The sequence below is a fragment of the Paenibacillus campi genome (assembly GCF_034659835.1).
Classification (GTDB): domain Bacteria; phylum Bacillota; class Bacilli; order Paenibacillales; family Paenibacillaceae; genus Saccharibacillus; species Saccharibacillus campi.
This window is the reverse complement of sequence record NZ_JAXSQZ010000002.1, coordinates 115880-141106: the sequence shown is the minus strand read 5'-3', so window position 1 is coordinate 141106 and position 25227 is coordinate 115880. Positions and strand designations below refer to the sequence as shown.

Below are 25227 nucleotides of genomic sequence, written 5' to 3'. Positions count from 1 at the left end.
ATCAGCACGATTCAAACTATAACTCAATCTGCTACAGTCTAATACAATGACAGCTTAAGCTACACGTCAATTGATTAAGCTACCAAAACAGCCAAAATTTGATTGACAATTTTTAGCATCTTAAATTATATTAAATGAGTAATATGTAAATTTATGTATCCAAATCAATTCATATCCTTACTGAAAGGTGATGATGTATTCTATAATCGTTTGCATGGTCGTGTCGGTATTCCAAAAAATCGAAACATGGTGATGACATTGATGACATTAACTGATTTTATGAAAATCCAGAATGGTCAGCAAGCTTCTGTTGCCAGAATCGGAACACTGGGGCCCAGCGGAACAAGCAGCGAATATGCTGCCAGCTTATTTTCGCTCCATTACTTGTCCAATCAGGGCATCCGCAGCGAATTAACGCTGTTTGCCACCTTTGAACAATGTATAGATGATCTGGAAGCCGGTAGGCTAGATTATGTGGTCGTTCCGCATGCGTATGGAGGAATCAATGACTTTTACATGCGCAAACATATTAATTTGATTCAGCTTTTTCGCTGTGATACTCCGCTGTATGGGCTTGCTGTACGCCCGGATTATGAGTTTCAGTTTGCTGCACTTGCCAGTGAACCGGTCGTTTCTCATCCGGCTCCGATCAATTTGTTAAAGTATTTTCTAGGAACTTCAGCGATGATCGAAACGGTCACTTCCACCAGTGTAGCAGCCAGACTAGTAGCTGAAGGGGTATACAATATCGCAATTACGAATCAAATTGCGATGCAGCAATACGGGCTGCATTTTGTGCACGAGTTCAAAGCGATTCCGATGAGCTGGTCTGTGTTTAAAAATACCCAATATTAAGGAGCAGAGGCATGGGCACTATACATCATACTTCTAACAACGAAAAAACGTACTTTCCTGAACCGACCGTTAAACAATGGGACAATGGCATCAAGCAATATTGCACACGTCGCGGCAGCACCGAAATTCTGATTTCTTATATTCCGCCTGGTTTACATATGGACATGCACGCCCATCAAGAAGCACAGCTCGGTATGGTCATTTCCGGTGAGCTAGTCATGCAGGTCGGAGAGCATCAACGACATATGAAAGCATTGGAGTGCGCGTATATTGCGCCCCCTCATATTCCACACGGAGCGATCAACCCGACCGATCAGGAAGTGATCGCGATCGATATTAAACGCCTGAAAGAAGATGAAAATTACACCGCACCGGAAGGTTATTTTCTGGATATTTACAAAACAAGAGATTTGTTGCCTGGCATGGAAGTGACCTTTTTTGTGGCAGACTGGATTGAAATTATGTTGGCTGAAATTCCCGGCAATGGCGGCGCGATGCCGGAGCATAAACATCGCAACGAACAGCTTGGCATTTGCATTGGCGGCGGCTATGAAATGACGATTGAAGACTGCACACGCACGATGGAATTCGGTGTAACTTATTTTTGCGAGGCGCGCGAGCAGCATAGTGCGATTAACCGATCAGAGCATCAATCCCGCTCTATCAACGTATTTATGCCACCACGCTACAATCCGAGCAAACATCGCTAATTTGAAGTAAAGGATGATTTCATTGATGGACATAAACGATAAAGTTGTTGTTATTACAGGCGGCGCTTCCGGAATCGGTCTGCAAACCGCCAAAGCGTTTTGGCTCGCCGGTGCCCGGGTCGTCATCGCCGATATTAGTCTGGAGCAAGGACGACATATTCAGCAACAGATGAACAGTGACCGCTTTCTGTTCATCCCTACCGATGTCACATGTGAAGATGATTGTAGTCGGTTAGTAGAGCAAACGATTGCATTATATGGTGCGATCGATGTGTTGATTAACAATGCTGGCATCGAGATTAGCACACCGCTACATGAGATGGAGTTAAGCGAGTGGAATCGACTGATGAATGTGAATGTGACCGGTGTTTTTTTGTGTAGCAAACATGTGTTGAAATATATGATGGCAATCAACAAAGGCACGATTATTAACACCTGCTCGGTCAGCGGACTAGTTGCCTGGCCCGGTATCCCTGCTTACAATGCCAGCAAAGGCGCGGTATTGCAGCTAACCAAGTCGCTCGCGATCGAATATGCCCCTTACAACATACGGGTCAATTGCATCTGTCCAGGCATTATCGATACACCGCTGAACGAGCAATCATTTACCGCCAATCATGAAGGCACACTCGCCACCATCAAAAAAGAAAAATCCAAGTTAAGCCCACTCGGCCGCCTCGGAACGACACAGGATATCGCAAATGCGATGCTGTTTCTAGCATCCGATCTGTCCAGCTATATGACAGGTGCCGCTTTGACTGTGGATGGCGGTTATACTGCCAGATAAGGACGAATGGAGGAACTACGAATGACTCGCCAAAAAATACTAGTAATCGCTGATTTGGGCGGCTGTCCGCCGCATATGTTTTACGAAAGTGTAGCCGAAAAGTACAATATTATCAGCTATATTCCGCGTCCGTTTGCGATTACGCAAACCCATGCCCGGCTGATCGAAACGTATTCGGTCGCCATCATTAAAGATATGGACTATTTCCAACATATTCGTGATTTTGAACATCCGGAATCGATCTACTGGGCGCATGAGGAATATGCCAAATCGGAAGCCGAAGTGGTGGAAGATATCGTACGTATCGCTAAACAATTTGACGTGAGCGCCATTACAACGAACAACGAATTGTTTATTGCGCCGATGGCAAAAGCATGCGAACGATTAGGATTGCGCGGTGCAGGCGCAGAAGCGGCAGTCAAAGCACGTGACAAAAACAGAATGCGTGAGTCGTTCAACCGTTCCGGCGTAAAAGCGATCCGCAGCTACCGGGTCACTACGCTGGACGATTTCCAGGCGGCGATTGCCGAAGTCGGCTTTCCGCTAGTGCTTAAACCGACTTATCTTGCCAGCTCGATCGGTGTTACTTTTATGTATGACGCTGACGATGCCGAACAGCTATTTTTGCAAGCTCAAGCTTATTTGCAAGGCATCAATGTACCTAAAGCGGTTACGTATGAGGCACCGTTTATCGTAGAGCAGTTTTTGCAAGGAGAATATGATGATTGGTACACCGTACCTGGCTACTCCGATTATGTCAGTGTTGAAGGTTTGATGATTGACGGGCATTATTATCCGCTCGCCATCCATGACAAAACACCGCAAATCGGCTTTACCGAAACAGCGCATATTACATCCACCATTTTGGATTATGATGCACAGCAGCGCATTATCGAAGCGGTGAAAAAAGCAAATGAAGGTTTAGGCTTGCAATACTGCGCTACCCACACCGAAGTCAAACTGATGAAAAATAGAGAAGTGGGCATTATTGAAACCGCCGCCCGGTTTGCTGGCTGGAATATGATTCCGAATATTAAAAAGGCGTTTGGCATTGATGCCGCACAGCTGCTTGCCGATATTTTGTGTGATGGTTATTCACAGCAATTGCCTGCCGGCTTGCTGACCGCTCCGGCTACGTATGTGGCGGACTTCCACCTGTATCCGCATGATTTTATCGTGAACGGTCAACTAGCACAACATGCGGAGCAGCTTTTATTTGAACGAATAGAGCTGGGCGATGAGGTGCTTGCCGGCGATACCGTTATTACGTCATACCACACCATCGCTGCCGGCACACTCGTCGATTTGAGCTTGTTTGAAGCTTTTAACGGGCTCGCTTATTTGGAACTGCAAGCTTCCCGCTCCGAACATATCGTGCAAACGATTCAAAACATGAAACAAAACGCACGCCTGGTGAGCGGCAAAGACCCGGTTTCCGTATGAACAAAATGAATTTCAATTCGCGTATGCTGCTGATCGGGCAGGCGCTGTCTTATATGGGCGATTATTGCGTACTGCCTGCACTGCTTATTTTGTCGACGTATTACGCGGATTACTGGGTCACATCCGGCGTTATTATCGTACGCAGCTTGCCGACGATTTTGCAACCATTTCTCGGTCCGCTTATCGACCGCTGGGATCGCTTGAAAATTATGATCTGGACGGATATAATTCGCGGCTGTATGTTTGCCGGGATCGCTTTTTTGCCGGAAGGACAATATGCTTCGCTGTTTTTGATTTTGCTATTATGCTGCTACGGTAGTGGTGTATTTTTTAACCCTGCCCGGTTGGCGGTTATGTCTTCGCTTGGAGACGATATTAAATATGTGAATACGATTTTTGCCAAAGCGACCACATTGTTTATTGTGGCGGGAGCATGTGTAGGTGCATTGTTTTTGGTCAGTGGCTCGGTCAAATGGGCAGTGCTGTTTAATGCGCTTACTTATTTTGCGTCCGCTCTGTTTTTGCGCAAAATGAAGCTGCCGGTACAAGTTCATACGGCACCAAAGGCAAATGTACATACTGCCGCCGCTTCACTGCGCGCCGGTCTGCATGAGATTATTCGCAATCCATTTGTATTAAACGGCGTGCTAACGATGATGACGATGGCGCTGTTATGGGGCATTATGTACAGTTATTTCCCGGTGGTGAGCCACGATATCGGAGACGGAGAAGTCGGTAATTTTATTTTGACGATCTGTATCGGGGTCGGTGGTTTTATCGGTGCGCATCTCGTTGGACGCTGGGGCTTTAACAATACGAAAGGATTGGCTTATTTTGTGCTGTTAAGTCTAGTTTCTCTGTCGCTGTTTACTTTTTCCGGCAGCTTTTGGATCGCCTTGATCGCAGCGAATGGATTTTTCATTGCGATGGAGTATGGTGAAGTGCTTGCCAAAGTTAAAGTACAGGAGCATTCTTCCAATGCTATGCAAGGGCGCATATTCGCCGTATCGGAAGCGATGATCGGCTTATTTATTTCGTTTGGCTCGATTTTGATCAACTTGATGCATACAACATGGATCGTAATCGTGGTCGCTCTTGTACTGACCGCATTGTTCGTCCATACGTCGATGGTGAACCGATTGCATATGCAGCAATCCAAGCAAATAGGCGTGTAATGTCAATAAAGGAGCTGAATTATGGTTGTGATCTCTCCCTCGATTCGTGTACAGCAATTACCGGATCAGGAATTTTCCGTTATTATCAATGAAGTCAATCATATGGTGCAGCAAGGCATTGATATTATTAATGTCAGTCAGGGCAATCCGGATCGTCCGACACCACCGCATATCGTACACTCGCTGCAACAGGCGGCAGCCGATCCGTTGCTGCATAAATATGCTCCATTTCGTGGGTATACTTTTTTTAAGGAAGCGATCAGCGCTTTTTATAAACGGGACTATGGCGTCACGATTGATCCGCACGAGGAAATCGCCATTTTCAATGGCGGCAAAGCGGCGTTATATGCGGTCAGTCAAGCGCTGCTTAATCAGGGTGATACGGTGCTGCTGCCCAATCCCGGTTATCCTGAATATTTGTCCGGCTTGCTGATGGCGCAGGCGCTTCCGCACTATATGAAGTTGTCGCCAGATAACGGCTACTTACCCGACTATACCGCTTTGGATGACAAGCTGTTACAACAAACAAAGCTGATGTATTTAAATTATCCGAGCAATCCGACAGGTGCGATTGCGACACGTTCTTTTTTTGATGACACCGTTCGGCTGGCAGAGCAGTACAATATCGGAATTGTGCATGATTTTGCTTATGCCGGTCTCGGCTTAAACGGGCACAAACCGCTTAGCTTTCTGTCATCGCCAGGTGCCAAACAAACCGGTATCGAAATTTACACATTGTCCAAAACGTACAATATGGCAGGTTGGCGTGTCGCTTTTGCCGTCGGCAATCGCCAGATGATTCAAGCGATCAATGCGTTTCAAGACCATGTGTTTGTCAGTTTGTTTGGTGCGATTCAGCAAGCATCCGCATCCGCGCTGCTGGACGATCAGCACTGTGTACAGCAATTGGCGGAGCTGTATGAACAGCGTACCGATTATTTTATCGAACGCTGCCGCACCGTGCTGAACTGGTCTATTGCTAAACCTGGTGGAACGTTTTACGTATGGGCACCTGTGCCACCAGGCTGGGATTCATTTTCTTTTACCAAACTGCTGCTGGACAAAGCACATATCGCTGTTACACCGGGCGCTATTTTTGGCACGGAGGCACGACAATATGTACGTTTCTCGATGATTGTTGACCATGAGCGCTTGCAGGAGCTTATCGATCGACTGGCGGCATTAAAAATCGACTTTGCCGGTGCGATATAATTTATCGATCCATCTTACCAAACAAGCGCTTGTATCCGTATGCGATACAGGCGCTTGTTTGGTGCTGTGCGCTGTCACTATGCGGGTGGGATGCTTTTGCGCAACAAAAGACTATATCGATTGGAGCATAGGAATCTACCATCTCCTTCCCTTGCATAGATGCCCGTACGAGCTAGGCGTCCGTTCCCTTATCCATACCGTAGTGATGACTGCCCCAACACGCCAAGTTTGCATATACGCCCTGATTCGATTCACTATGCGCGGATGATGATTGCTCTGCAACTGTGCAAGCGCACTGCTACACTGACGGTTGTGCAATCTGCACCATAATTCGTACTAAATACTCATCCGGATTTTGCAGTGATACTTCATCCTGTACATATTCTTCATAAGCATGACCTATAATCGTATAACGCTGCTGCTCGATATGATCGAAAATACGCGGATAAATTTTGTCCGTATCACCATAATCCGCCCGCGTATACGAGACTAGATAATAACCTGCTGGCATATAGTGCTGTTGCTCTACTTGCGTTTCCATCCGACTGAACATATATGACATCCGATCGCCATCCCGGTTTAACATATCTTCCCGCTCAACGATAATGCCCCCCGGATAGCCGATTGGTGCATGCTCATTTTGCAACCGTACTTGAAAATCCTCCCACAAACTTTCCGGAAAATCCACTTTTGGCAAACGAATGCGTTTGCTTATTAGCAGCGGTATGTCCGGCTGCCAGATCACTTGCATCTCGTTAATGTCCACCTGCATCGAAAGCTCAATATTGTCAGCCTGCATACGGATCATTTGCCGGGTTCGTTCTAGCTTGGCGATCTGTTGCTGGATCATCTGCTCCTGCTTACGCAACAATTCGAGCGTGCTTGCGGGAGTGCGCTGATGCAAATGTGCGCGTATATCATGAAGCGACATTCCTTGTGCTTTCAAAATCGTAATTACCGCGACCGTATCCAATTGCCCTGGATGATAGTAACGGTAACCATTGTCATGAACAAATACCGGCTTTAATAACCCCATCCGATCGTAATAAATTAACGTTTGACGCGAAATCTGTGCCATTTTAGAAAAAGCGCTAATCGATATGAATTCGCTCTGATGCACATAAACTCCCCCATCCTAAAAACAATGTTGACTGTATAGTTACTATACAGTTTATGATAACACCGATTCAGTACGTTTACTCGGTAAACTGCACAACTATCCGACATGTTCACGTGCAAAAGGAGAATATTCGATGTTCAAAATATGGCTACAAAACGTCCGCCCATATCGCAAACATGCGTGGCTGACGATTCTGTTTCTGTTAGGCGAGGTGGCGATGGAAGTGGCAATTCCGCTCTTTATCGCACAACTGATCGATCAAGGCATCAGCGGTGGACAGATGAACCAAATTGCCAAATACGGCTTGATCCTAGTGTTATATGCGCTCGTCTCATTAGTATTCGGCGTATTTGCAGCCCGCTATTCCGCGATCGCGATGGCGGGATTCGGCAAAAATTTGCGTGACCATCTGTTTCGCCATGTACAGCAGCTTTCGTATGCCAACCTGGATCAATTTTCGACTTCAAGTATCGTCACCCGACTGACGACCGATGTGACGCATGTGCAAAATGCATTTGTTATGGTGCTGCTGATCGCCGTTCGCAGTCCGATTATGATCATCTTCGCGACGGTGATGGTGTTTCGCATCAGTCCGACGATTGCGTTATCATTTCTAGTCATCATTCCGATTATGGCGGCAGGTGTGCTAGCCATTATGAAATATGCGTTCCCGATCTTTGAACGTGCCTTTGCCGGTTATGATGAGCTGAACAAAGTCGTTCAGGAAAATGTACGCGGTATCCGTGTCGTCAAATCGTACGTACGCGAGCAGCATGAGACGAGTAAATTTCAACGCGTCTCGCATAAAATCTTCACCGAAATGGTGAAAGCGGAGCGGCTACTGTCGTATGAACTGCCATTTATGCAAATCATACTGTATACGGTGATGCTACTTATTTCGTGGATCGGCGCGCAGCTTGTCGTCAGTCAGGCGATGACAACCGGCGAACTGACGAGCATATTCGCCTATTCGATGCAAATTTTGATGAGCTTGATGACGCTAGGCATCGTGTTCATTATGATCGCGATTGCCCGCGCTTCAGCCGGAAGGATTTACGATTTATTGCAGACAAAGCCAGACATCGTAAACCCACTTGAGCCTGTAACCGCATTGCCTAGCGGTGAGATTGAATTTCGCAATGTATCTTTTCGTTATGCGGAACATAGCGATAAATATGCCTTGTCCGGCATCGATCTCCATATTCGTGCCGGACAGACGATCGGTATCATCGGCAGCTCCGGCAGTGCCAAATCATCGCTCGTGCAGCTCATTCCACGACTGTATGATGCAAGCGCTGGCGAAGTGCTCGTCGGCGGCATCAATGTTAAACACTATGAGTTACATGTACTGCGCAGCGAAGTCGCGATGGTGTTGCAAAAAAATGTATTGTTTGCAGGCTCAATCAAAGAAAATTTACGTTGGGGCAACGAAGCGGCAACCGAGGCGGAATTGATCGCAGCATGTAAAACAGCGCAGGCGCATGAATTTATTATGTCCTTTCCCGACGGATACGATACACAGCTTGCCCAAGGCGGCAATAACGTATCCGGTGGGCAAAAGCAGCGGCTCTGTATCGCACGCGCATTATTGAAAAAACCTAAAATTCTCATTCTCGATGATTCCACTAGTGCGGTCGATACACGCACCGATCTGTTGATTCGTCAAGCATTACAACAATACATGCCGACTACGACCAAAATCATTATCGCGCAGCGCATCGCCTCGGTGGAAGCTGCCGATCAAATTATCGTGCTGGACGAAGGTAAGCTCGTCGATATCGGTACTCATATCGAATTGCTGCAACGCAGTTCCATTTATCAGGAAGCGTATTATACCCAAACGAAAGGAGAGGAACAAGATGCCGAACAGCATCAGTTACAGTAACACGATACTGCGTCTGCTCTCGCATTTTAAACCGTTCAAATTCAAGCTGTTGCTCGTGCTGTTGCTCGTACTTGCCAGCTCTGCGGTGTCGGTCGTATCGGCGGCATTTTTACGCTTGCTGATCGATGATTTTATCGTACCTTTAATCGGCAATCGCAATCCCGTCTTTGACGCATTGTTGCAAGCATTAATCATACTTGCGGTCATCTATCTCGCTGGCATCATCAGCGCATTTGTCTCCAAACGACTGATGATTACGATCTCACAGCAAATTATGAAAAATATTCGTGACGAGTTGTTCCGCCGTATGCAAAAACTGCCGCTACGTTATTTTGACCGTAAAGCACATGGGGATGTGATGAGTCATTATACGAATGATGTGGACACACTCAATATGATGCTGACCGACAGTGTGCCGCAAATTTTGTCTACGGTTGTGACGCTGCTCGTCGTGCTCGGTACGATGCTGTATCTTAACGTGCCGTTAACGATCATCGTCGTACTCGGTGCACTGCTTATGCTCTTGACGACCAAAAAGGTAGGCACAAAGGCAACCGATCACTTTTTCCAACAACAGGAAGCGATCGGTGTCGTAGATGGCTATATTGAAGAAATGATTCACGGGCAAAAGGTCATCCAGACGTTCAGCCGTGAGCAACAGGTCACCCGGCAATTTGCCCGTCTGAATGATGAGCTGTTTCAGCGTTCCTCCACCGCTAACCAATATGCCAACATTTTGATGCCGCTCAATGAAAATATGGCGACATTGATCTATGTCGCCGTCGCCATTATCGGTGGTGGGCTGGCGATTTCCGGCTGGGACGCAGGCTTGACATTAGGCAGCATCGCCGCTTTTCTAAGCCTGTCGAGAAACTTTACGATGCCGATCGCTGAAATTTCTTCTCAGGTGAACATGTTTGTCGTTGCGCTGGCAGGCGCCAAGCGCATTTTCAGCTTAATGGATGAGCAGCCGGAACCGGATCAAGGACAGGTTACATTGGAACGAGACGGACAAGATAGCGGATGGTGTTGGCGGTTGGAAGATGGCTCTACCGTTCCTTTACAAGGCAAAGTCGAGTTCCTTAACGTCTCCTTCTCTTATGATGGCAACAAACAGGTGCTGCACGATATGACACTGTGCGCGCAACCGGGGCAAAAGCTCGCTTTTGTCGGCGCTACCGGGGCAGGCAAAACGACGGTAACGAATTTGCTCAACCGCTTTTATGAAATTGATGAAGGCGACATTGTATACGATGGCATCTCGATCCAGCGCATACGCAAAGCCGATTTGCGTCGTTCGCTTAGTATCGTATTGCAAGATACGCATCTGTTCACCGGTACAGTAGCAGACAATATTCGGTATGGTCGTCTGGAAGCGAGCGATGAACAAGTGATCGAGGCAGCCAAGCTGTCTCATGCCGCAAGCTTTATCGAGCGCTTGCCACAAGGCTATAACACGATGCTGGACGGCAGCAGCAATAGTTTGTCGCAAGGGCAAAGCCAGTTGCTCGCCATCGCCAGAGCCGCGATCGCCAATCCGCCAGTTATGATTTTGGATGAAGCGACATCTTCCATCGATACGCGCACTGAAGCACTCGTACAATCCGGCATGGACAATCTGATGCAAAACCGCACCGTATTCGTGATCGCGCACCGCCTGTCTACGGTGCGCAACGCCGACGCCATTATGGTCATGGAAAAAGGCAAAATTATCGAGCGCGGCAACCATCATCAATTGATTCGATTGAAGGGCAATTATTATCGGTTGTATACCGGGGTGTTAGAGTGGCAATAAAAAGCACACCGGATAGAACAATATAAAAGCACACGCATATACACTATTCAGCCAAAGGAGCAATTAACAATGACAATGCAAGTAAAAGAGCAGTCGGTTCCAATCGCTGCCCGTGATCGACTCCACTTTTTGGATATCGTACGCGGCTTTGCGATGCTCGGTATTATTATGGTCAATTATTTTATTATCGCAACTTCAAGCTCGCTTATGACCGATTCATCGGAAAGCTTTACTCAACTGCTTGTTCAATGGTTTGCCGAAGGAAAATTTTATACGTTATTCTCGTTCTTGTTTGGAATCGGGTTTATTATTTTTATGAATCGGGCTGAAACGAGGTTTGATGCCCCAAGGATCATATTTATGCGTCGACTTGTCGTATTGTTTGGATTTGGATTGCTTCATATCACATTGATATGGTCTGGCGATATTTTAACGTATTATGCTGTGACCGGCTTGCTATTGCTCGCTTTTTACAAATGTCGTCCTCGCACATTGCTGATCTGGTCAGCTGTACTGATGGTGCTGTCCAGTCTGTTGCCGTTAAGCTGGATATTGCAGCCACAATCCGTTTCAGGTACAGAATTATTTGCTGATAACGGAACTAACTCGTCTTATCTCGCTTCTATCGGCGCACGCTTTGCCGAAGCTGGCAGCTTTATTAGCACAGCTCCAACGATGATTATTCCGATGTTAATGATGTTTTTGCTCGGTATGTATTTTGTGAAACAAGGTCTATTTCACCAGATGGAAACGAAAAAGAAACTTTGGTACCGTATTTGGATTGTATGTGCTTGCTGCTTTTTGTTTGTGGAAACGAGTACTATTATTAGCACATTAAATGGTTCCGGCATGGCGATGCAAAGCTTTGGCATCACGACGATGATCAATCAGCTGGGCGGGGTCATCGGCAGCTTGTTTTATATGAGTTCACTAGCGATGCTATTTTTACACGTTAGCCGCTTACGTCCGTTATTGATGCTGATGGGCAATGTCGGTCGGATGTCGCTAACTTGTTATTTACTGCATTCGACGATCGGTACATGGCTGTTTTTCGATTATGGTTTGGGACTGGGCAAGCTCGTCCAACCAGTCGGTGTAGCTGCGATTGGCTTCGGTGTATTTCTGTTCTTGATTACGTTTAGCTCGCTCTGGTTGAAGCGTTTCAAATATGGCCCAGTGGAGTGGGTATGGCGCAAATTGACATATGGCAAGATGACAAATGCTAAAAATGAACGCACGACGAGATCACAGGCAGTTTAAAACGTGGAAGATGACTTTGCTATCTCCGTGTTTGTGTTGGACAAAAATTTTTACCAAGTGAATTATGATGAAATAGAGAGGGCAATCGCAGGATTGTGCTCTCTATTTTCATTTGCACATCACTATCTTCTAATTGCTGCTCATAGCCAACTTCTACTATAACTATGAACCGTGTTTCGTACTGCATAATGTACACTCATAAAAAGCTTCCCGCCCAATCGACCGCAAGCTTATCCAAATCAAACACTATACATACGTTTCAACCGAGCTACATTTATAATCGTCACTCTGTTCCAGCACACGTTTACTGTTTTCACCTTACACGTACACCGGTAATTCGTAAAAAGCGATCGTTTTCGCCCATCACACTTTTACCGCCCTCACCCTACTCCGCCAACAACGCCTGTGCCGTAAACTGATCGGTCACTAAAATATTCGCATATTTGCCGACCAATGCGGCGCGGATGGCGTCGATTTTGCGCTGGCTGCCGGCGACAAGGATCGATTTCTCTTTTTTGCGCAAATCAGGCAGGTCAATGCCGACGGTACGTTCGTTGATAGCAGGGCTGCAAATGTTGCCATTGACATCAAAAAAACGGGAGCAAATATCACCGGCACCAGTACGTTGCAGCAGACGCTGTTCTTCCTCGTTAAAATAACCGAGCTGAAACAGCAACGCATCTTGCTTGACCGTCCCGACGGTAAACATCGCAATATTCGCCTGTCTACCAAGTTCGATAATACGCTGGATATGACGGTCTGCTTCAACCATACGCTTCACTTCAATACTGTCGAAAATGACTGGCAATGGCAAATAACGAGCACTTGTATGAAAAGCTTCAGCAAACAAATTGACCGTTTCCGCCGCATATGTATTAATATGCGAGTGACTAACACCGCCTTTAAGCTGTACCACTTCCACACCACGCACTTGCTTTTGTTCCAGTTGGCGGGCGATCGAGTACATCGTACGTCCCCAGGTGACACCGATAATGTCCGAATCCTGAACGATGTCGTACAAATATTCAGCCGCACGTTTGCTAATATGTTTTTGGATTTCTTTATATTCATTGGCAGGTGAATAACAGACATGTACCGCTTCCAAGCTGTATTGCTGGCGCAACTGCTCACCAAGCGCGTCCAAATCTTCCAACGGATCGACGATATCGATTCGTACATAGCCTTTCTCCTTGGCGAGTTGCAGCAGCCGTGATACGGTTGGACGCGAAACGCCCAGTCGTGTCGCAATTTCCTGCTGGCTATAATCCGACAAATAATACAGCCGTGCCGCCTCTATACTCAACCGTTGTTTATCATTATCCATACGTCTCATCCCACATCTCTATTTATATAATCTGCCTGTAGCGTAGCCGATGCTGCAGGAACAGTTGTACACTAGCCCATCTGCTTGTACTGCCGATTTATGTTTCAGATCGATATCGCTTACATATTATACATCGTTCCGGTCACAATTTCGATGCAATTACGCGTAAGTTGCCGCCCAAAAAGCACGATCGTCTACGATACGTCACTGGAATCGAAAATAGATCATACCACTATTGCCCAACCGCATTACCTGTTTAACCAGGTTAGCAATTGGAAAACAAAGCTAGTTAATGTTCATTATTGTCAATTAGGGGTATTGGTTGTTTAGGTTCGTGTATATACAGACTGACCCGGTTTTTAAGATAGCTGGCAGTCCGAATCACCTGCCGATGTCACCTGTCACCTTTGCCGGTACAACTTATTTGAAAGACATGGAGGGATATTTATGTTTACACGTCTTGACCAGATTATGATTCAAATTCCAGATGTGGATCGTCCTGATCCGAATGCGGCAGCAGCTGTACAAGAGTTGCTGGGCGGTAAGTTTGGTGAAATGTCGACGCTGAACAATTATTTATTCCAATCGTTTAACTTCCGTAACAAAACAAAGCTCAAACCGTTTTACGATCTTGTCACCAGCATTACGGCGGAAGAATTAGGACATGTGGAGCTCGTTGCACATGGCATTAACAAAATCCAGGCAGGTTCGACTACTTACAAACAGCCGGACGATACACCGCTGGGATCGGTTAAAGATATGCGGCTTAGTTACCCTTATCTGGCAGGCGCGCAAGGGGCGATGCCACGCGATTCGATGGGGCGTCCGTGGACAGGTGACAATGTGTTTAACAGCGGCAATCTGGTCGAAGACTTGCTGCACAATTTCTTTCTGGAATGCGGTGCGCGTACACACAAAATGAAAGTGTATGAAATGACCGATCATCCTGCCGCACGCGAAGTGGTCGGCTTTCTGCTTGTGCGTGGCGGTGTGCACGTTGTCGCTTATGCGAAGGCGCTGGAAATGGCGACCGGGGTCAATATTACGAAGCTGGTGCCTGTGCCGTCGCTAAGTAACAAATCGTTTAATGAAGCACACAAATACGAGGAAAAAGGCGTACACACTCGTCTGTATACGCACAGTACCGAAGATTTCAAAGCGATTGATCAGATTTGGAAAGGTACGCATCCTGAAGATGGCATGCCGCTTGAAGTCATTCATGGCTTCCCTGAAGGCGTTCCTGTACCTGAATATCCAGAGGTGGAGGAAGAATTTGCACCTGGCATTTCGCAAGCGGAATTTGCTGAAATCGCCAAACGGTTAAAAGAAAACGGTAATATTAAATAATTCCTGTCTGTAAAAGAGCCTGTTTTCGGATCGTGGAGCTATACATTTGATCCTACTTCAAGTCATATTTATGTACAGGAAGTGATGGATCGCTATCAAAAAACAACAATAGCAAACGTTTATTTTGTTTGTCATAGGGAGTGACATCCCTTCCAAACATTTTTTTACTCGTATCATAAAAATAAATGATTGACAGATAAACAGGTGCGTTTAATTGATGTTATCACCTGTTTGTCTGTCGTTTCCAACGTTAGAAATTCGCTTGCAGTAAGCGAATGGCAAGCAATTTATTTATCGAATTTTTAACATAATGTTTAAATTGGTTATGGTTGGTTAATTAATATTCGACGACAGATTGTTGAGTGAGTTGAGCAGCATATCCATTCTAGTATACGATGGCCATCGGGATATGCGGTGAATCCATTCAATGATCATAATTCAAGCTATTAACTTCATCGAGGAGGCGAATGATATGTTAGGATGGTTATGGGCATTAATCGTTGGGGGTATTATCGGTTGGATCGCAGGTATGATTGTCGGTCGCGATATTCCAGGCGGTGTGATCGGTAATATTATCGCCGGCTTCATCGGCGGTTGGCTGGGTGACAGTTTGCTGGGCTCTTGGGGTCCGGAGCTGGGTGGTTTCCACTTAATTCAGGCGATTATCGGTGCGGTAGTTCTCGTCTTCGTAGTCAGTCTCGTTATGCGTTCGATGCGTCGTACACGTAGTTAATGACACTGCATTTCGTACACAAATGATGGGACAGCCACACTCCCAACTAGCATTCATTTTAATGTGATGATCTACTTCATTCAATCCAATACGTGGCTGTACAGTATAAAGACCTGTTCCTTAATGGAGCAGGTCTTTTTGTTGATGATACAAAGTATGAGTGCTGGATATCATCCCTTTTTGATCAGAGGAACTTATTGGTAAATTCCCATTTAATATATCGCTAACATGAGGATTGGGTAATAATATAAAGCAGGCTAGGAGCTGGAATATGCCTTGCCTGCTATCATTTAAACGATATATAAAGGATGGGATGTATGCGCGTCGATTCGCTAATTCAATGGTATTACAATATACGCTGGATCGATCTGTTCGTATCGATCGGAATTTTGCTGCTGTTTCTCGCTTTTCGTAAACTGTTTACCCGGTATTTATTTGCGTTTGTAATTGGACGATTTAAAGAACATGCGGCGCTAATTCGTTGGGCGCAGGCGTTTGAGAAACCGTTGCAATACTTTTTTATTCTGATTGGTACATATTTTGCACTGCGTTATTTTATGCATGAGCAGTGGAGCTTTGTGATCGATGTGAACAAAATATATCGCAGCATTAGCATCGCGCTGCTCGGCTGGGGTTTGTACAATGTGTCTGCCGCGTCCTCGATTTTGCTGGAAGGCGCAGGCAAGCGGTTCGGGCTGGATGCGTCGAGTATGATTATTCCTTTTCTGTCCAAAGTGGTGCGTTTTATTATTATTTTGCTCGTCATCACAATCGTCGGTGCAGAATGGGGGTTTAGTATTAACGGCGTCGTTGCCGGTATGGGGCTTGGCAGTTTGGCGATTGCGCTTGCCGCGCAGGAATCGCTTAGCAATATTATCGCCGGTATTATTATTATTTTGGAGAAGCCTTTTTCAAAAGGGGATTGGATTTCCACACCGGACATTGAAGGCATTGTAGAAGATATTACGTTTCGCAGCTCGAAAATCCGTACGTTTACCGATGCGCTAGTGATCGTGCCTAATTCTAAGCTTGCCGCGTCAGCGATTACAAACGGCAGTCAGATGGGCAAACGGAAAATCTTTTTTAATATTAAAGTATCACTGCATACGCCTGGCGATCGGATTAAACGGGTCGTTACGCGGCTGAGCGAGCATTTGGAGCACGATGAAGCGGTCGCGCCGGGCACGGTGATGGTAAAGTTTAATGAGTTTTATGAGAGCAGCCTAGGCATTATGGTGCAGTGTTTTACGCGTTCACCAGGCTGGGGTGACAATTTGGAGTACCGTCAGCAACTGAATTTGTATGTGATGCAGATTTTGGAGGAGGAACATGTACAGCTGGCGTATCCGACGCAGCGTGTGCTTGTACAGGAGCCTGGAATTAATGTTTAACCCATTTCACTCGGTACAGTTGCTTCATTCATCCACTTACATGCATACAAATAGCCGGAGCTGTTTGAATGATCAACCAACTCCGGCTTTATCTGATTAAAGATGGATCATTCCAACCCGATTGTTATCTAGTCAGACGATTGGGATTCCTCTTTTGTGTTCACTTCAAGTTTGGCGGCTAATTCTTCTTCGTTTACTTCTCCATGAGGCGGCAAATATAAACCTGCCAGAAAAATATTTTCTGGATTAATTACAATATTGGTCTCCAAAGCAAGAATATGATCATGCTCGCCTTGTTCACCTTTACCATTTAGAGCTAATTTATTAGGAGGAACTCCGTCTATTCTTCTATGGTTTTCTCCGCCACGTTCTCTACGCCAAAAAAAATCTTTTTCCCCATCCCGTTCGCTAAATGCTGCATCCAATGCAGATCGGGCAACACGAACGACTAAAAAAGCACCTATAGCTCCTTGTTCAGCAGGTGCTTTAGCGTAAATCATCGCAATATTCGGATCGGTAGCATATTTCATCAAATCTTTTGCATCTTTGCTAACAACTTGCTCATATTGACGTGCGCCCCGATCACTTCCACCATAAGCCGGGTCTAAGCCCCCTTTACCAATACCGTCCAAATTTGTAGCAAATGTACCGTGAAAAAGATAATAATGATCTTCATCCTGTGTGAGAATATAAGGCACAAGCGGAAAAAACTTAACTTCCCCTGTTTCGTTTTTTACACGTTGTATCATTTTAGCATGTTGTCCACCATATATGAGTGCGTTTTCATTTTTTCTTTTCCACGCAGAACTAGACGATCGATTCATCAGTTGCAGCGTTTTTTGATTACCTAGCGCTTGTTGCATTTGCAGTATAGCAACAGACGATGCCGAAAGCGACGGTACAAACGGTTGACTCGTATGGCTAGGCACCATTTGCGCTGTATGCGCTGGAGAAGGGGTCACTTTACCATTTGCAAAAAGAAAAGAATTCGACACAGGCATCATTCCTTTTATTTACTAGTCAAAGGCTTAGATAACGGCAACCACTCCAACACACGCTGAATTTTCATATCCCAATATCCCCACTCATGCATCCCTGGTTCTTCCTCATACGTCAGTTCCAGTCCGAGCTTGCGCACATGATCGCGGAAATGGATATTGCCCTCATATAGGAAATCCTCGGTGCCACAGCACTGATACAGCTTAGGGATCGCCGCCGATTTCAATTTGGACAGCTCGGCAGCAAGCTGGAAAAGATCGTTTTTGCTCCCTTTCATCTCCTCATATGATCCGAATATACGTTTTACTTCTTCTTCCCAGATCGGATCATTTTTGGCGCGTACGGTGTACATTCCGTCCAGTTCCGTCGCCCCCGACAAACTGGCAGCGGCAGCATACCGATCCGGCAAACTCATCCCGATCTTCAGTGCGCCATAGCCGCCCATCGACAACCCAGCTACAAAACGATCCTCTCGGCGCGAAGACAATGGGAAAAACGATTCCGCCAATCGCGGCAGTTCTTCTGTCATAAATGTAAAATAGTCGCCGCCTGCCTTCATATCGGTATAAAAGCTACGGTGCGCATTCGGCATCACGACCGCAATGCCATATGCTGCCGCATAACGCTCAATCGATGTACGACGCAGCCAAATCGAATGATCGTCTGACAGACCGTGTAGCAAATAAAGCGTTGGATGCTTGCCTGTATTTGCTTTGCCTTCCATCCCGATCTGGGTTTGCGTTTGTTGCGGCAAAATCACATTCATCGATGTGGACAAGCCTAATACTTCGGAGTAAAAATCACACTGCATCAATGCCATTATGTAACCTCCCTGAATTTGGATTCCATTCTATCATAATAAAATGGACAGCTTACCGCAAAGGTAGCTGTCCCTATGTAACCAGAAATATGTTTAAATGTTATAAAATAGATTCGATTAACGTTTACGTGAAGTCGTAATCGTCGTACTGCCAGCCATCTGTGCATTCAGCAATTCTTCAAAGCTATTGCCGCCTTGAGTATGAGTTGCTTTATTTTCGACAGTTGTCGTCTGCGGTCTGAATTGCTGGTGATTGTATGGTGTCATTTGATGTACGCTCAAGTTGATAATCATATCGGTCACCCTCCTATTCGCGCGTGCGCAGTTTAATTGCAGTTTGTATGTGGTTTGCTTTACAATTGATATGATGGATTTCCTAGGAATTCCTATTTTATAGTACTGACTGTCATTTAAGTTACTATAGTTATACCCCCAAAACTTCCTATTGAAAATAGAAATAATACATATTCTGGGGTAATTTCTATAAATGAATCATTAGGCCCAGCTTACAGGGTCCTAGCTTCGTTGCTCTCGTCTTATCCTTAGACATAATTCGTCAAACATTCTATGCCAAAGTACTATTTAGTAAACTAGCAGACGGTATGTCTATCGTCTGATTCGTATTTTTACATTTTCTTGTTAAAAGTATCAAACGAGTGCAACAATCAGTCGTAGTTAAGCGTTTATAAAGTAAGCAGGAAGAATAAGGAAGATTATTGTATAAGAGAGGGGAATACAAATGAAATACAAATGGGCTTCTTTAGCCGCTGCATCGGTACTTACATTATCGATTGGCGCAAATGCATGGGCTGCCAGCCAATTTGGCGATATCGGCAAAATCGAGGGCAAAGAAAAGATCGAATCGTTACAACAACGCGGCTTTATTAGCGGTGTGACCGCAACACAGTTCAAACCGGAGCAGACGCTAAATGCCGCACAAGGCGTGCAAATGCTCGTCAAAAGTTTCCAGCTAAGCTTGGCACAATTCCAATTTATTAAAGCGCCTCAGGCAAGCGACTCCTATACTAAAGTTAAAGATGGCGTCTGGTATTCGGATGCGTTCATTATTGCAACGCTAAATGGGATTGAAGTGCCGCGTGATATCGATCCAGCAGTTAAATTAACCCGTGAGCAGTTTACCGACTATTTAATGGCGGCGATGCAAAAATCCGGCAATCTACCGATGTTCAAAATCGATCCGCTGAAAATTGCTGATGACTCCAACATTACAGCCGCCTATCAAGGCGCGATCCAGCGCTCGCTTGCGCTGCATATTAACAAGCTGGATGAGAGCGGTAAATTCAATCCTAAACAACCGATCACACGTGCAGATGCCGCTATTATGATCTACAATGCACTCGATTATTTGCAAAAACATCCCGAACTGCAAAATCAGGCACAATCTAGCGGCGGTATGTTTGAACCGAACGATACAACCGGCGAAAGTAACTAATTGATTCTACAGTTGTAATGAAACATACTAAAAACCGCTTGCCAGGTAATCTGTACGGATACTTGACAAGCGGTTTTTGGCATGGCATGTTAGCATACTGAATCATGTTCTAGTCACGCTGTGCTTGTAGATGCTGTTCCCATTCCTCACGCAATATGCCCATCCGAATCGAATCATAATAGACGCCTTGATACAATCTGCATTTGCGCAGACGAGCTTCCATCGTCATCCCCAGCTTATACCCAACCTGAATCATACGTTCATTCCCTGACCATGTAGTGTAACCGACCCGTACGAGCGGCATCGTGCGAAACAGATGCGCAATCCACAGCTTCAATGCGCGTGTGCCATAACCGCCATTCCAATACGCCGGTTGGAAAATAACGATGCCCATTTCTAGCCATAATGATTCCTCATGCTCCCAGTAGTAGCTAATCATACCGATCAGCTCGCCATTCGTTTCGATTACCCAGCGGGCAGGATTGCCGATCATATATCGTTTTTCCTGTTGTACAAACTGTTCGTATGTTAACGCCCCATGTGGGTAATATGGTGCATCCCATTGTTTCCAAGGTGGGCTTTCATCGCGAAATGCCAGTTCCCATAATCGCTCTGCATCCGCTTCTATCGTCTGCCGAATCATTACGTTTCCATCCGTATATTGCCGAATCTCATCCATATATCGCTCGCCCCTCCTTAGCTTTAACTATTATTATAATATGCGCGCTGGCGGGTATCCAATCAGGTGAAGCGGAGGCGTGCGGGCACAACCATAAATTGATTATGACAGCATCGTTGACTAATCTAGTCGCCTACAGTAGATTTGTAGCCGCGCCGGAACGTTTTATATATGTATTTTGCCTGTACGCTACGCTTTAATTACTGCACAGCGATCATTATAAAATTTTCCGTATTGCTTAGCTGGATAGTTGTATACCTTTACTTACTGCAAGGCGATCATTATAGCCCGTGCTATAGTGATTGCCGACATGGATTGCTGTTCGTATACAGCCGCTTGCTGTGCAAAAGTGTACTGCAAACAGTCACCATGTATACAAAATGGTGACTGTTTCGCCTACGTATCGGACGACTTACACAAACACTTTGCGAATATTAACCTGTCTTTGTTTTGCCAGATCGATAAATTGCTCATCGATTTGAACGAGTGGACGGAATAGGTCGGTCTGATTGGCAAGTACAATCGTGCCGTGTTGCCCATTGTCCAGTTCCACCTGTTTGCCGACTAGATTGGGCGACATATGATAGATCAGTGCTTGCACCGGTTGCTCATGTAATTTGGAAAAACCAAGTTCATACAAATTTTGCAAAATCCGAATGAATCCTTGCTTGCTGCCGTCTTCATTAACGACAGCCATATTTGTAAACTCATCGGCTACCGCTACGATATGGGTATACGTATGAATACCGTTTTTGTACAAGCGCTGCGGATAACCGCTTCCATCTCCGCGTTCATGATGTTGCAGCGCTACGAGTGCTGTCGCTTTATCATTAAGCGAATTCATAATCAGCTCATAACCATACTGTGTATGTTTGCGATATTCTTTGAGCTGGGATAGGTTCATAGATGTTCTGCCGTTACGAATAATGGACGGTAGCCTACTTTTGCCGATATCGTGCAAATATCCGGCACGGCTAATCCGATAGCATTCTGCCTCATTATGACCGAGCCAGCTGGCGATATAATAGCTTAGTAAGCCGACTTTAAGCGAATGACTGTAAATATGATCATCTTCTGCTTCCAACATAAGCAGCAAGGAAACGACATCTTTTTTGTGATTCAGATCAAGCAGTAACGGATCGAGCAAACGATCGGTCAGTTCAGCGCTAAAACGTCCACGGGTCAGCGACTCCAAAAACAGAGACTGGTACGTTTGCAATGACATTTCGATACTTTGCCGCAGCACATCCGGGAGCGAGCTCGAATTAGTTATTGCGGTTGTCATATTGCCTGTCGGGAGCATGATGTGCTCAATATCGATATATTCCAGACGATGACGCATAAGCAATGTAATATCTTCCAGTGATAAAATAGTGCCTTGTTTGAGCAGCGGAACACCAAACCGGTTAAATGCATCGGTAATAAGACGATCCCCCTGCTGTACTTCATCAATATGTATAAGCACATTCATCCCTCCATAATTCCATTATTATGCTAGATCGGATGCAGCTTTTATCGTGCAAATGATACAGCTAAAGCGCTAACTATGTCATTATTCGGCATCTATCGATGCTTGCTAAATAATACTTTATCGGGTGCAGTATCCTAATTTGTTATAGCACTTCTCGCTTAATCATCGCTATGAAATATACATATTTATGCATATCGTATTCCCTTTGGAACTATAACGAACAAGACAGGAGCAGAACCGGTAGGCTCCACTCCTGTCTTGTTCGTTATTGCGTAGTACAGTTCGCTAAAGGGAACGAATGTTAAATTGCCGCCCATTTCAACATATGACAGTTCAGTGATGCTGCCATCACCTAGCTTTGCTTAGTCACCGATCAGAGCAAGGCGCTTTTCCCGATCCGGATCATGTACAAGTTCGAGCTGACGATTAAAAATAATCGTTGTGCGATCTTTTTTATTGTAATCCGTCCACGGAATTTCGAGCGTCGTTGGGGTAGACGTATGAGCAAACGTAATCCATGCCTGCTGCATTCGGTGCGCCAAATTGGCGGTCAGTTCATCCAGTTTGACGCCAGAGCGTTCCAGCATGACCGCATTGTTAAATACAAACGGAATTTCGGTCGCATGGGTAGCGGTGCCATAAAATGCATGACCCGGCTGATTCCAGTCAAACCGATACATCCATACCGGCGCATACGGAAGCTGTGCTTCAGCATATTGAATCGCAGCACGCCAGAAAAATAAATCGGTCAAAATTTGCGCCTGTCCTTCCACCGTTTCCGGGTAACGTTCCAGCAGCAGTGCGATATCTTGCCCGGTCATCGCTTCCAATGCCTGCGCTGCCTGCTGCTTGTTCATCATATGTTTCGAGTCGTTAATAAACAAGCGACCTTCATCCTGATTCGTTCCGATCATAAGTGCAATGCCTTTGGCGGCGCCTTCACGAATCGCACGCACCGGCTCTACCGGCAATGTTTGTGCATGTAGCACCGGTTGAAACGGTAGCGTCAGCAGGCTCGCTTCACCGTCTTCATGCAATCTGGATGCCGCTTGCAGCAATTGCTGCGATGATGCTTCCATCAGCACAGACGGATCACCAGCTTGACCGCCAAGCAATCGGATCATCGCTTCGGTAATGCCGCGCGCAGTGCTAGGCGGCAGCACTTGAGAAGCGCCGCTTTGCATAATGGCGGAACGGAACAATCCTTTGGCAGCAGGCATCGTGAGCAGCGCCCCTACACTCATCGCTCCCGCCGATTCACCAAATATCGTAATTCGCTCCGGATCACCACCAAACGCCGCAATGTTGGAACGTACCCAGTTTAGCGCGGCGATCTGATCTTGTAAGCCCAGATTAGCGGATTCCGGCATATTGTATGATGACAGATCAAGAAAACCGAACGGACCCAGCCGATAATTAATCGTCACAATAATCATATCGCCATTGACCGCAAACGATGTGCCATCATAAAAAGGCAAACTGCCTGCTCCGGTAACAAAAGCTCCACCATGAATCCAGACCATGACCGGACGATTCGGAGTCGATCGGTCTGATGCCCAAATATTCAAGTACAAACAATCTTCCGATTTGACCGGACGTACATGCGCGGGAAACGATTGTTCCAGCTCACTGTCCGGCTGCTCGCATACCGGCCCAAATTGCGTCGCATCGCGCGGCTCCTGCCACGGCTGCGGTGGACGTGGCGGCTGAAAGCGCAAATCTCCAACTGGTGGTTCGGCAAATGGAATACCGCGCCAAATGACAGCACCATCTTGACGGACACCTTGAACTTCTCCATATTGTGTGCGAATGAGCGTATTTTCCATGACTGATCTCCATCCTTCCGGTTTGTAAGTACGCAAGCCTATATATTCATTTAAACATATCAAGCTAAAGCATCACAATTTATGTCGGTAGCTTTACAAACAGATACTGTTTGCTCCTTTCTACTATACTCATAGCGAACACATTTTAACGATAAATATGATATAATCAAAAGCGATGTTTGTTCCAACATAGCAACACATTCACATTACGGCATGTCGATAAACTAAAGTGAACTACGCTATCGTATCGCCGCAGTTTATGTTCATTTACAGCCGCTGATCAAATCCACGATAACATTATGCAAGCGGAGAAAGTGAGTTTGTCTACATGCTTTATGAATATGCGCAGCAATATACAGGAGGAAATCCAATGCGAAAAGCTACACCTGAAGATGCAGCAGCCGTCATTCCACTGATCAGCTCCGCGATCGGTGAGATTGGTTATGTGCTCACTGGCACGCAACAGCAATCCGCTATGCTGGAAGCACTGGAATCTTTTTTTCGGCAAAAGGGAAATCGGCTAAGTCATGACCATGTGTATGTGCTGGAGCGTAACGGTGAAATTGCCGGATTTGCACTTGCTTATCACGGTCAAGAAATCGAAGCGCTTGACGCACCGCTCAAGCAACATTTGCGCCAGCGCGGATTGTCGGGTGATAACATTATTCCAGAAGCAAAAGCAGATGAATATTACCTTGATTCAGTGGCGGTTCATCCTGCTTTTCAAGGGCAAGGCGTCGGTACACTGCTAATCCGTGAATTTGAACAAAAGGCGCTCCAGCTTGGACATCATAAAGTGCTATTGATCGTTGATGTCGATAATATACGTGCCAAAGCGCTGTATGAGCGGCTTGGCTACAAGTCGGATGGCATCATTGAAATTGGCGGTCGCGCCTATACACGTATGACGAAACAACCGGAGCGTATGTAAGCTCCGGTTGT

22 protein-coding genes are annotated in these 25227 nt (G+C 45.9%); 14 read left to right on the top strand and 8 right to left on the bottom strand.

Annotated elements, in window-relative coordinates; all coding sequences use genetic code 11:
* Window positions 1-252 precede the first annotated feature (252 nt).
* The 6 genes from U1I11_RS05975 to U1I11_RS05950 are packed head-to-tail and all read left to right on the top strand — an operon-like array spanning window position 253 to window position 6182.
* Window positions 253-855 (top strand): type 2 periplasmic-binding domain-containing protein, encoded by a 603-nt coding sequence (locus U1I11_RS05975; protein WP_416235488.1) that lies wholly within the window; start codon window positions 253-255, stop codon window positions 853-855.
* Window positions 856-866: 11 nt separating this feature from the next.
* Window positions 867-1565 carry a cupin domain-containing protein gene (locus U1I11_RS05970; protein WP_322904686.1) on the top strand — a complete coding sequence of 233 codons (699 nt, stop codon included), beginning with the start codon at window positions 867-869 and terminating at the stop codon, window positions 1563-1565.
* Window positions 1566-1590: 25 nt separating this feature from the next.
* Window positions 1591-2352: a glucose 1-dehydrogenase gene (locus U1I11_RS05965; RefSeq protein ID WP_322904685.1), complete on the top strand. Its 762-nt coding sequence runs from the start codon at window positions 1591-1593 to the stop codon at window positions 2350-2352.
* 21 nt (window positions 2353-2373) lie between these two features.
* Entirely contained in the window at window positions 2374-3795 is a 1422-nt protein-coding gene (locus tag U1I11_RS05960) for an alanine--anticapsin ligase (protein ID WP_322904684.1), read from the top strand.
* A complete protein-coding gene (locus U1I11_RS05955) occupies window positions 3792-4970 on the top strand; it encodes an MFS transporter (RefSeq protein ID WP_322904683.1) in 1179 nt (392 codons plus the stop codon). Before U1I11_RS05960 ends, U1I11_RS05955 begins: the two co-directional genes overlap by 4 nt.
* Window positions 4971-4991: 21 nt before the next feature.
* The gene (locus tag U1I11_RS05950; protein WP_322904681.1) at window positions 4992-6182 is read left to right on the top strand and encodes an aminotransferase class I/II-fold pyridoxal phosphate-dependent enzyme; all 1191 of its coding nucleotides are present in this window, start codon (window positions 4992-4994) and stop codon (window positions 6180-6182) included.
* Window positions 6183-6480: 298 nt separating this feature from the next.
* Here U1I11_RS05950 and U1I11_RS05945 read toward each other — a convergent pair whose 3' ends face one another.
* Entirely contained in the window at window positions 6481-7302 is an 822-nt protein-coding gene (locus tag U1I11_RS05945) for a MerR family transcriptional regulator (protein WP_322904680.1), read from the bottom strand.
* 133 nt (window positions 7303-7435) lie between these two features.
* Between U1I11_RS05945 and U1I11_RS05940 the strand changes: the two genes are divergently transcribed.
* The 3 genes from U1I11_RS05940 to U1I11_RS05930 all read left to right on the top strand — a co-directional run bounded on the left by U1I11_RS05940 (window position 7436) and on the right by U1I11_RS05930 (window position 12242).
* Window positions 7436-9187 carry an ABC transporter ATP-binding protein gene (locus U1I11_RS05940; RefSeq protein WP_322904679.1) on the top strand — a complete coding sequence of 584 codons (1752 nt, stop codon included), beginning with the start codon at window positions 7436-7438 and terminating at the stop codon, window positions 9185-9187.
* Window positions 9162-10982 carry an ABC transporter ATP-binding protein gene (locus U1I11_RS05935; protein WP_322904678.1) on the top strand — a complete coding sequence of 607 codons (1821 nt, stop codon included), beginning with the start codon at window positions 9162-9164 and terminating at the stop codon, window positions 10980-10982. The genes U1I11_RS05940 and U1I11_RS05935 overlap by 26 nt, the downstream gene beginning before the upstream one ends.
* A gap of 69 nt (window positions 10983-11051) precedes the next feature.
* Window positions 11052-12242: a DUF418 domain-containing protein gene (locus U1I11_RS05930; RefSeq protein WP_322904677.1), complete on the top strand. Its 1191-nt coding sequence runs from the start codon at window positions 11052-11054 to the stop codon at window positions 12240-12242.
* A gap of 385 nt (window positions 12243-12627) precedes the next feature.
* On the opposite strand, the gene U1I11_RS05925 is transcribed toward U1I11_RS05930, so the two are convergent.
* Window positions 12628-13566 (bottom strand): sugar-binding transcriptional regulator, encoded by a 939-nt coding sequence (locus tag U1I11_RS05925; RefSeq protein WP_322904676.1) that lies wholly within the window; start codon window positions 13564-13566, stop codon window positions 12628-12630.
* Between the two features lie 447 nt (window positions 13567-14013).
* Between U1I11_RS05925 and U1I11_RS05920 the strand changes: the two genes are divergently transcribed.
* The 3 genes from U1I11_RS05920 to U1I11_RS05910 all read left to right on the top strand — a co-directional run bounded on the left by U1I11_RS05920 (window position 14014) and on the right by U1I11_RS05910 (window position 17037).
* A complete protein-coding gene (locus U1I11_RS05920) occupies window positions 14014-14913 on the top strand; it encodes a manganese catalase family protein (RefSeq protein WP_322904675.1) in 900 nt (299 codons plus the stop codon).
* A gap of 472 nt (window positions 14914-15385) precedes the next feature.
* Complete coding sequence (locus U1I11_RS05915) at window positions 15386-15646, top strand: GlsB/YeaQ/YmgE family stress response membrane protein (RefSeq protein ID WP_322904674.1); 261 nt, start codon at window positions 15386-15388, stop codon at window positions 15644-15646.
* Window positions 15647-15963: 317 nt separating this feature from the next.
* On the top strand, window positions 15964-17037 hold the full coding sequence (locus U1I11_RS05910; protein ID WP_322904673.1) for a mechanosensitive ion channel family protein: 1074 nt from the start codon (window positions 15964-15966) through the stop codon (window positions 17035-17037).
* A 128-nt stretch (window positions 17038-17165) separates the two neighbouring features.
* On the opposite strand, the gene U1I11_RS05905 is transcribed toward U1I11_RS05910, so the two are convergent.
* From U1I11_RS05905 to U1I11_RS05895, 3 genes are all read right to left on the bottom strand, one after another.
* Window positions 17166-18032 (bottom strand): hypothetical protein, encoded by an 867-nt coding sequence (locus U1I11_RS05905; RefSeq protein ID WP_322904671.1) that lies wholly within the window; start codon window positions 18030-18032, stop codon window positions 17166-17168.
* 14 nt (window positions 18033-18046) lie between these two features.
* Window positions 18047-18856, bottom strand: coding sequence for an alpha/beta hydrolase (locus U1I11_RS05900; protein WP_322904670.1), 810 nt, complete (start codon window positions 18854-18856; stop codon window positions 18047-18049).
* A 117-nt stretch (window positions 18857-18973) separates the two neighbouring features.
* Window positions 18974-19150, bottom strand: a complete 177-nt coding sequence (locus tag U1I11_RS05895; RefSeq protein ID WP_322904668.1) for a hypothetical protein — start codon at window positions 19148-19150, stop codon at window positions 18974-18976.
* A gap of 445 nt (window positions 19151-19595) precedes the next feature.
* Here U1I11_RS05895 and U1I11_RS05890 point away from each other — a divergent pair, with 445 nt between their 5' ends.
* Window positions 19596-20309: an S-layer homology domain-containing protein gene (locus tag U1I11_RS05890; protein WP_322904667.1), complete on the top strand. Its 714-nt coding sequence runs from the start codon at window positions 19596-19598 to the stop codon at window positions 20307-20309.
* 109 nt (window positions 20310-20418) lie between these two features.
* Here the strand turns inward: U1I11_RS05890 and U1I11_RS05885 are convergent, their stop codons facing one another.
* The 3 genes from U1I11_RS05885 to U1I11_RS05875 form a co-directional block, all read right to left on the bottom strand.
* The gene (locus U1I11_RS05885; RefSeq protein ID WP_322904666.1) at window positions 20419-20988 is read right to left on the bottom strand and encodes a GNAT family N-acetyltransferase; all 570 of its coding nucleotides are present in this window, start codon (window positions 20986-20988) and stop codon (window positions 20419-20421) included.
* 412 nt (window positions 20989-21400) lie between these two features.
* Window positions 21401-22459: an HD-GYP domain-containing protein gene (locus U1I11_RS05880; RefSeq protein WP_322904665.1), complete on the bottom strand. Its 1059-nt coding sequence runs from the start codon at window positions 22457-22459 to the stop codon at window positions 21401-21403.
* Window positions 22460-22821: 362 nt separating this feature from the next.
* The gene (locus U1I11_RS05875; protein ID WP_322904663.1) at window positions 22822-24285 is read right to left on the bottom strand and encodes a carboxylesterase/lipase family protein; all 1464 of its coding nucleotides are present in this window, start codon (window positions 24283-24285) and stop codon (window positions 22822-22824) included.
* 370 nt (window positions 24286-24655) lie between these two features.
* On the opposite strand from U1I11_RS05875, the gene U1I11_RS05870 reads away from it, so the two are divergent.
* Window positions 24656-25216: a GNAT family N-acetyltransferase gene (locus tag U1I11_RS05870; RefSeq protein ID WP_322904662.1), complete on the top strand. Its 561-nt coding sequence runs from the start codon at window positions 24656-24658 to the stop codon at window positions 25214-25216.
* The last annotated feature ends 11 nt before the right edge of the window (window positions 25217-25227 follow it).

Excerpts from the sequence above, each read along its gene's own strand:
- U1I11_RS05975 (WP_416235488.1), top strand. The coding sequence starts at position 253 with ATGACATTGATGACATTAACTGATTTTATGAAAATCCAGAATGGTCAG.
- U1I11_RS05970 (WP_322904686.1), top strand. The coding sequence starts at position 867 with ATGGGCACTATACATCATACTTCTAACAACGAAAAAACGTACTTTCCT.
- U1I11_RS05965 (WP_322904685.1), top strand. The coding sequence starts at position 1,591 with ATGGACATAAACGATAAAGTTGTTGTTATTACAGGCGGCGCTTCCGGA.
- U1I11_RS05960 (WP_322904684.1), top strand. The coding sequence starts at position 2,374 with ATGACTCGCCAAAAAATACTAGTAATCGCTGATTTGGGCGGCTGTCCG.
- U1I11_RS05955 (WP_322904683.1), top strand. The coding sequence starts at position 3,792 with ATGAACAAAATGAATTTCAATTCGCGTATGCTGCTGATCGGGCAGGCG.
- U1I11_RS05950 (WP_322904681.1), top strand. The coding sequence starts at position 4,992 with ATGGTTGTGATCTCTCCCTCGATTCGTGTACAGCAATTACCGGATCAG.
- U1I11_RS05940 (WP_322904679.1), top strand. The coding sequence starts at position 7,436 with ATGTTCAAAATATGGCTACAAAACGTCCGCCCATATCGCAAACATGCG.
- U1I11_RS05935 (WP_322904678.1), top strand. The coding sequence starts at position 9,162 with ATGCCGAACAGCATCAGTTACAGTAACACGATACTGCGTCTGCTCTCG.
- U1I11_RS05930 (WP_322904677.1), top strand. The coding sequence starts at position 11,052 with ATGACAATGCAAGTAAAAGAGCAGTCGGTTCCAATCGCTGCCCGTGAT.
- U1I11_RS05925 (WP_322904676.1), bottom strand. The coding sequence starts at position 13,566 with ATGGATAATGATAAACAACGGTTGAGTATAGAGGCGGCACGGCTGTAT.
- U1I11_RS05920 (WP_322904675.1), top strand. The coding sequence starts at position 14,014 with ATGTTTACACGTCTTGACCAGATTATGATTCAAATTCCAGATGTGGAT.
- U1I11_RS05915 (WP_322904674.1), top strand. The coding sequence starts at position 15,386 with ATGTTAGGATGGTTATGGGCATTAATCGTTGGGGGTATTATCGGTTGG.
- U1I11_RS05910 (WP_322904673.1), top strand. The coding sequence starts at position 15,964 with ATGCGCGTCGATTCGCTAATTCAATGGTATTACAATATACGCTGGATC.
- U1I11_RS05900 (WP_322904670.1), bottom strand. The coding sequence starts at position 18,856 with ATGGCATTGATGCAGTGTGATTTTTACTCCGAAGTATTAGGCTTGTCC.
- U1I11_RS05895 (WP_322904668.1), bottom strand. The coding sequence starts at position 19,150 with ATGATTATCAACTTGAGCGTACATCAAATGACACCATACAATCACCAG.
- U1I11_RS05890 (WP_322904667.1), top strand. The coding sequence starts at position 19,596 with ATGAAATACAAATGGGCTTCTTTAGCCGCTGCATCGGTACTTACATTA.
- U1I11_RS05885 (WP_322904666.1), bottom strand. The coding sequence starts at position 20,988 with ATGGATGAGATTCGGCAATATACGGATGGAAACGTAATGATTCGGCAG.
- U1I11_RS05880 (WP_322904665.1), bottom strand. The coding sequence starts at position 22,459 with ATGAATGTGCTTATACATATTGATGAAGTACAGCAGGGGGATCGTCTT.
- U1I11_RS05875 (WP_322904663.1), bottom strand. The coding sequence starts at position 24,285 with ATGGAAAATACGCTCATTCGCACACAATATGGAGAAGTTCAAGGTGTC.
- U1I11_RS05870 (WP_322904662.1), top strand. The coding sequence starts at position 24,656 with ATGCGAAAAGCTACACCTGAAGATGCAGCAGCCGTCATTCCACTGATC.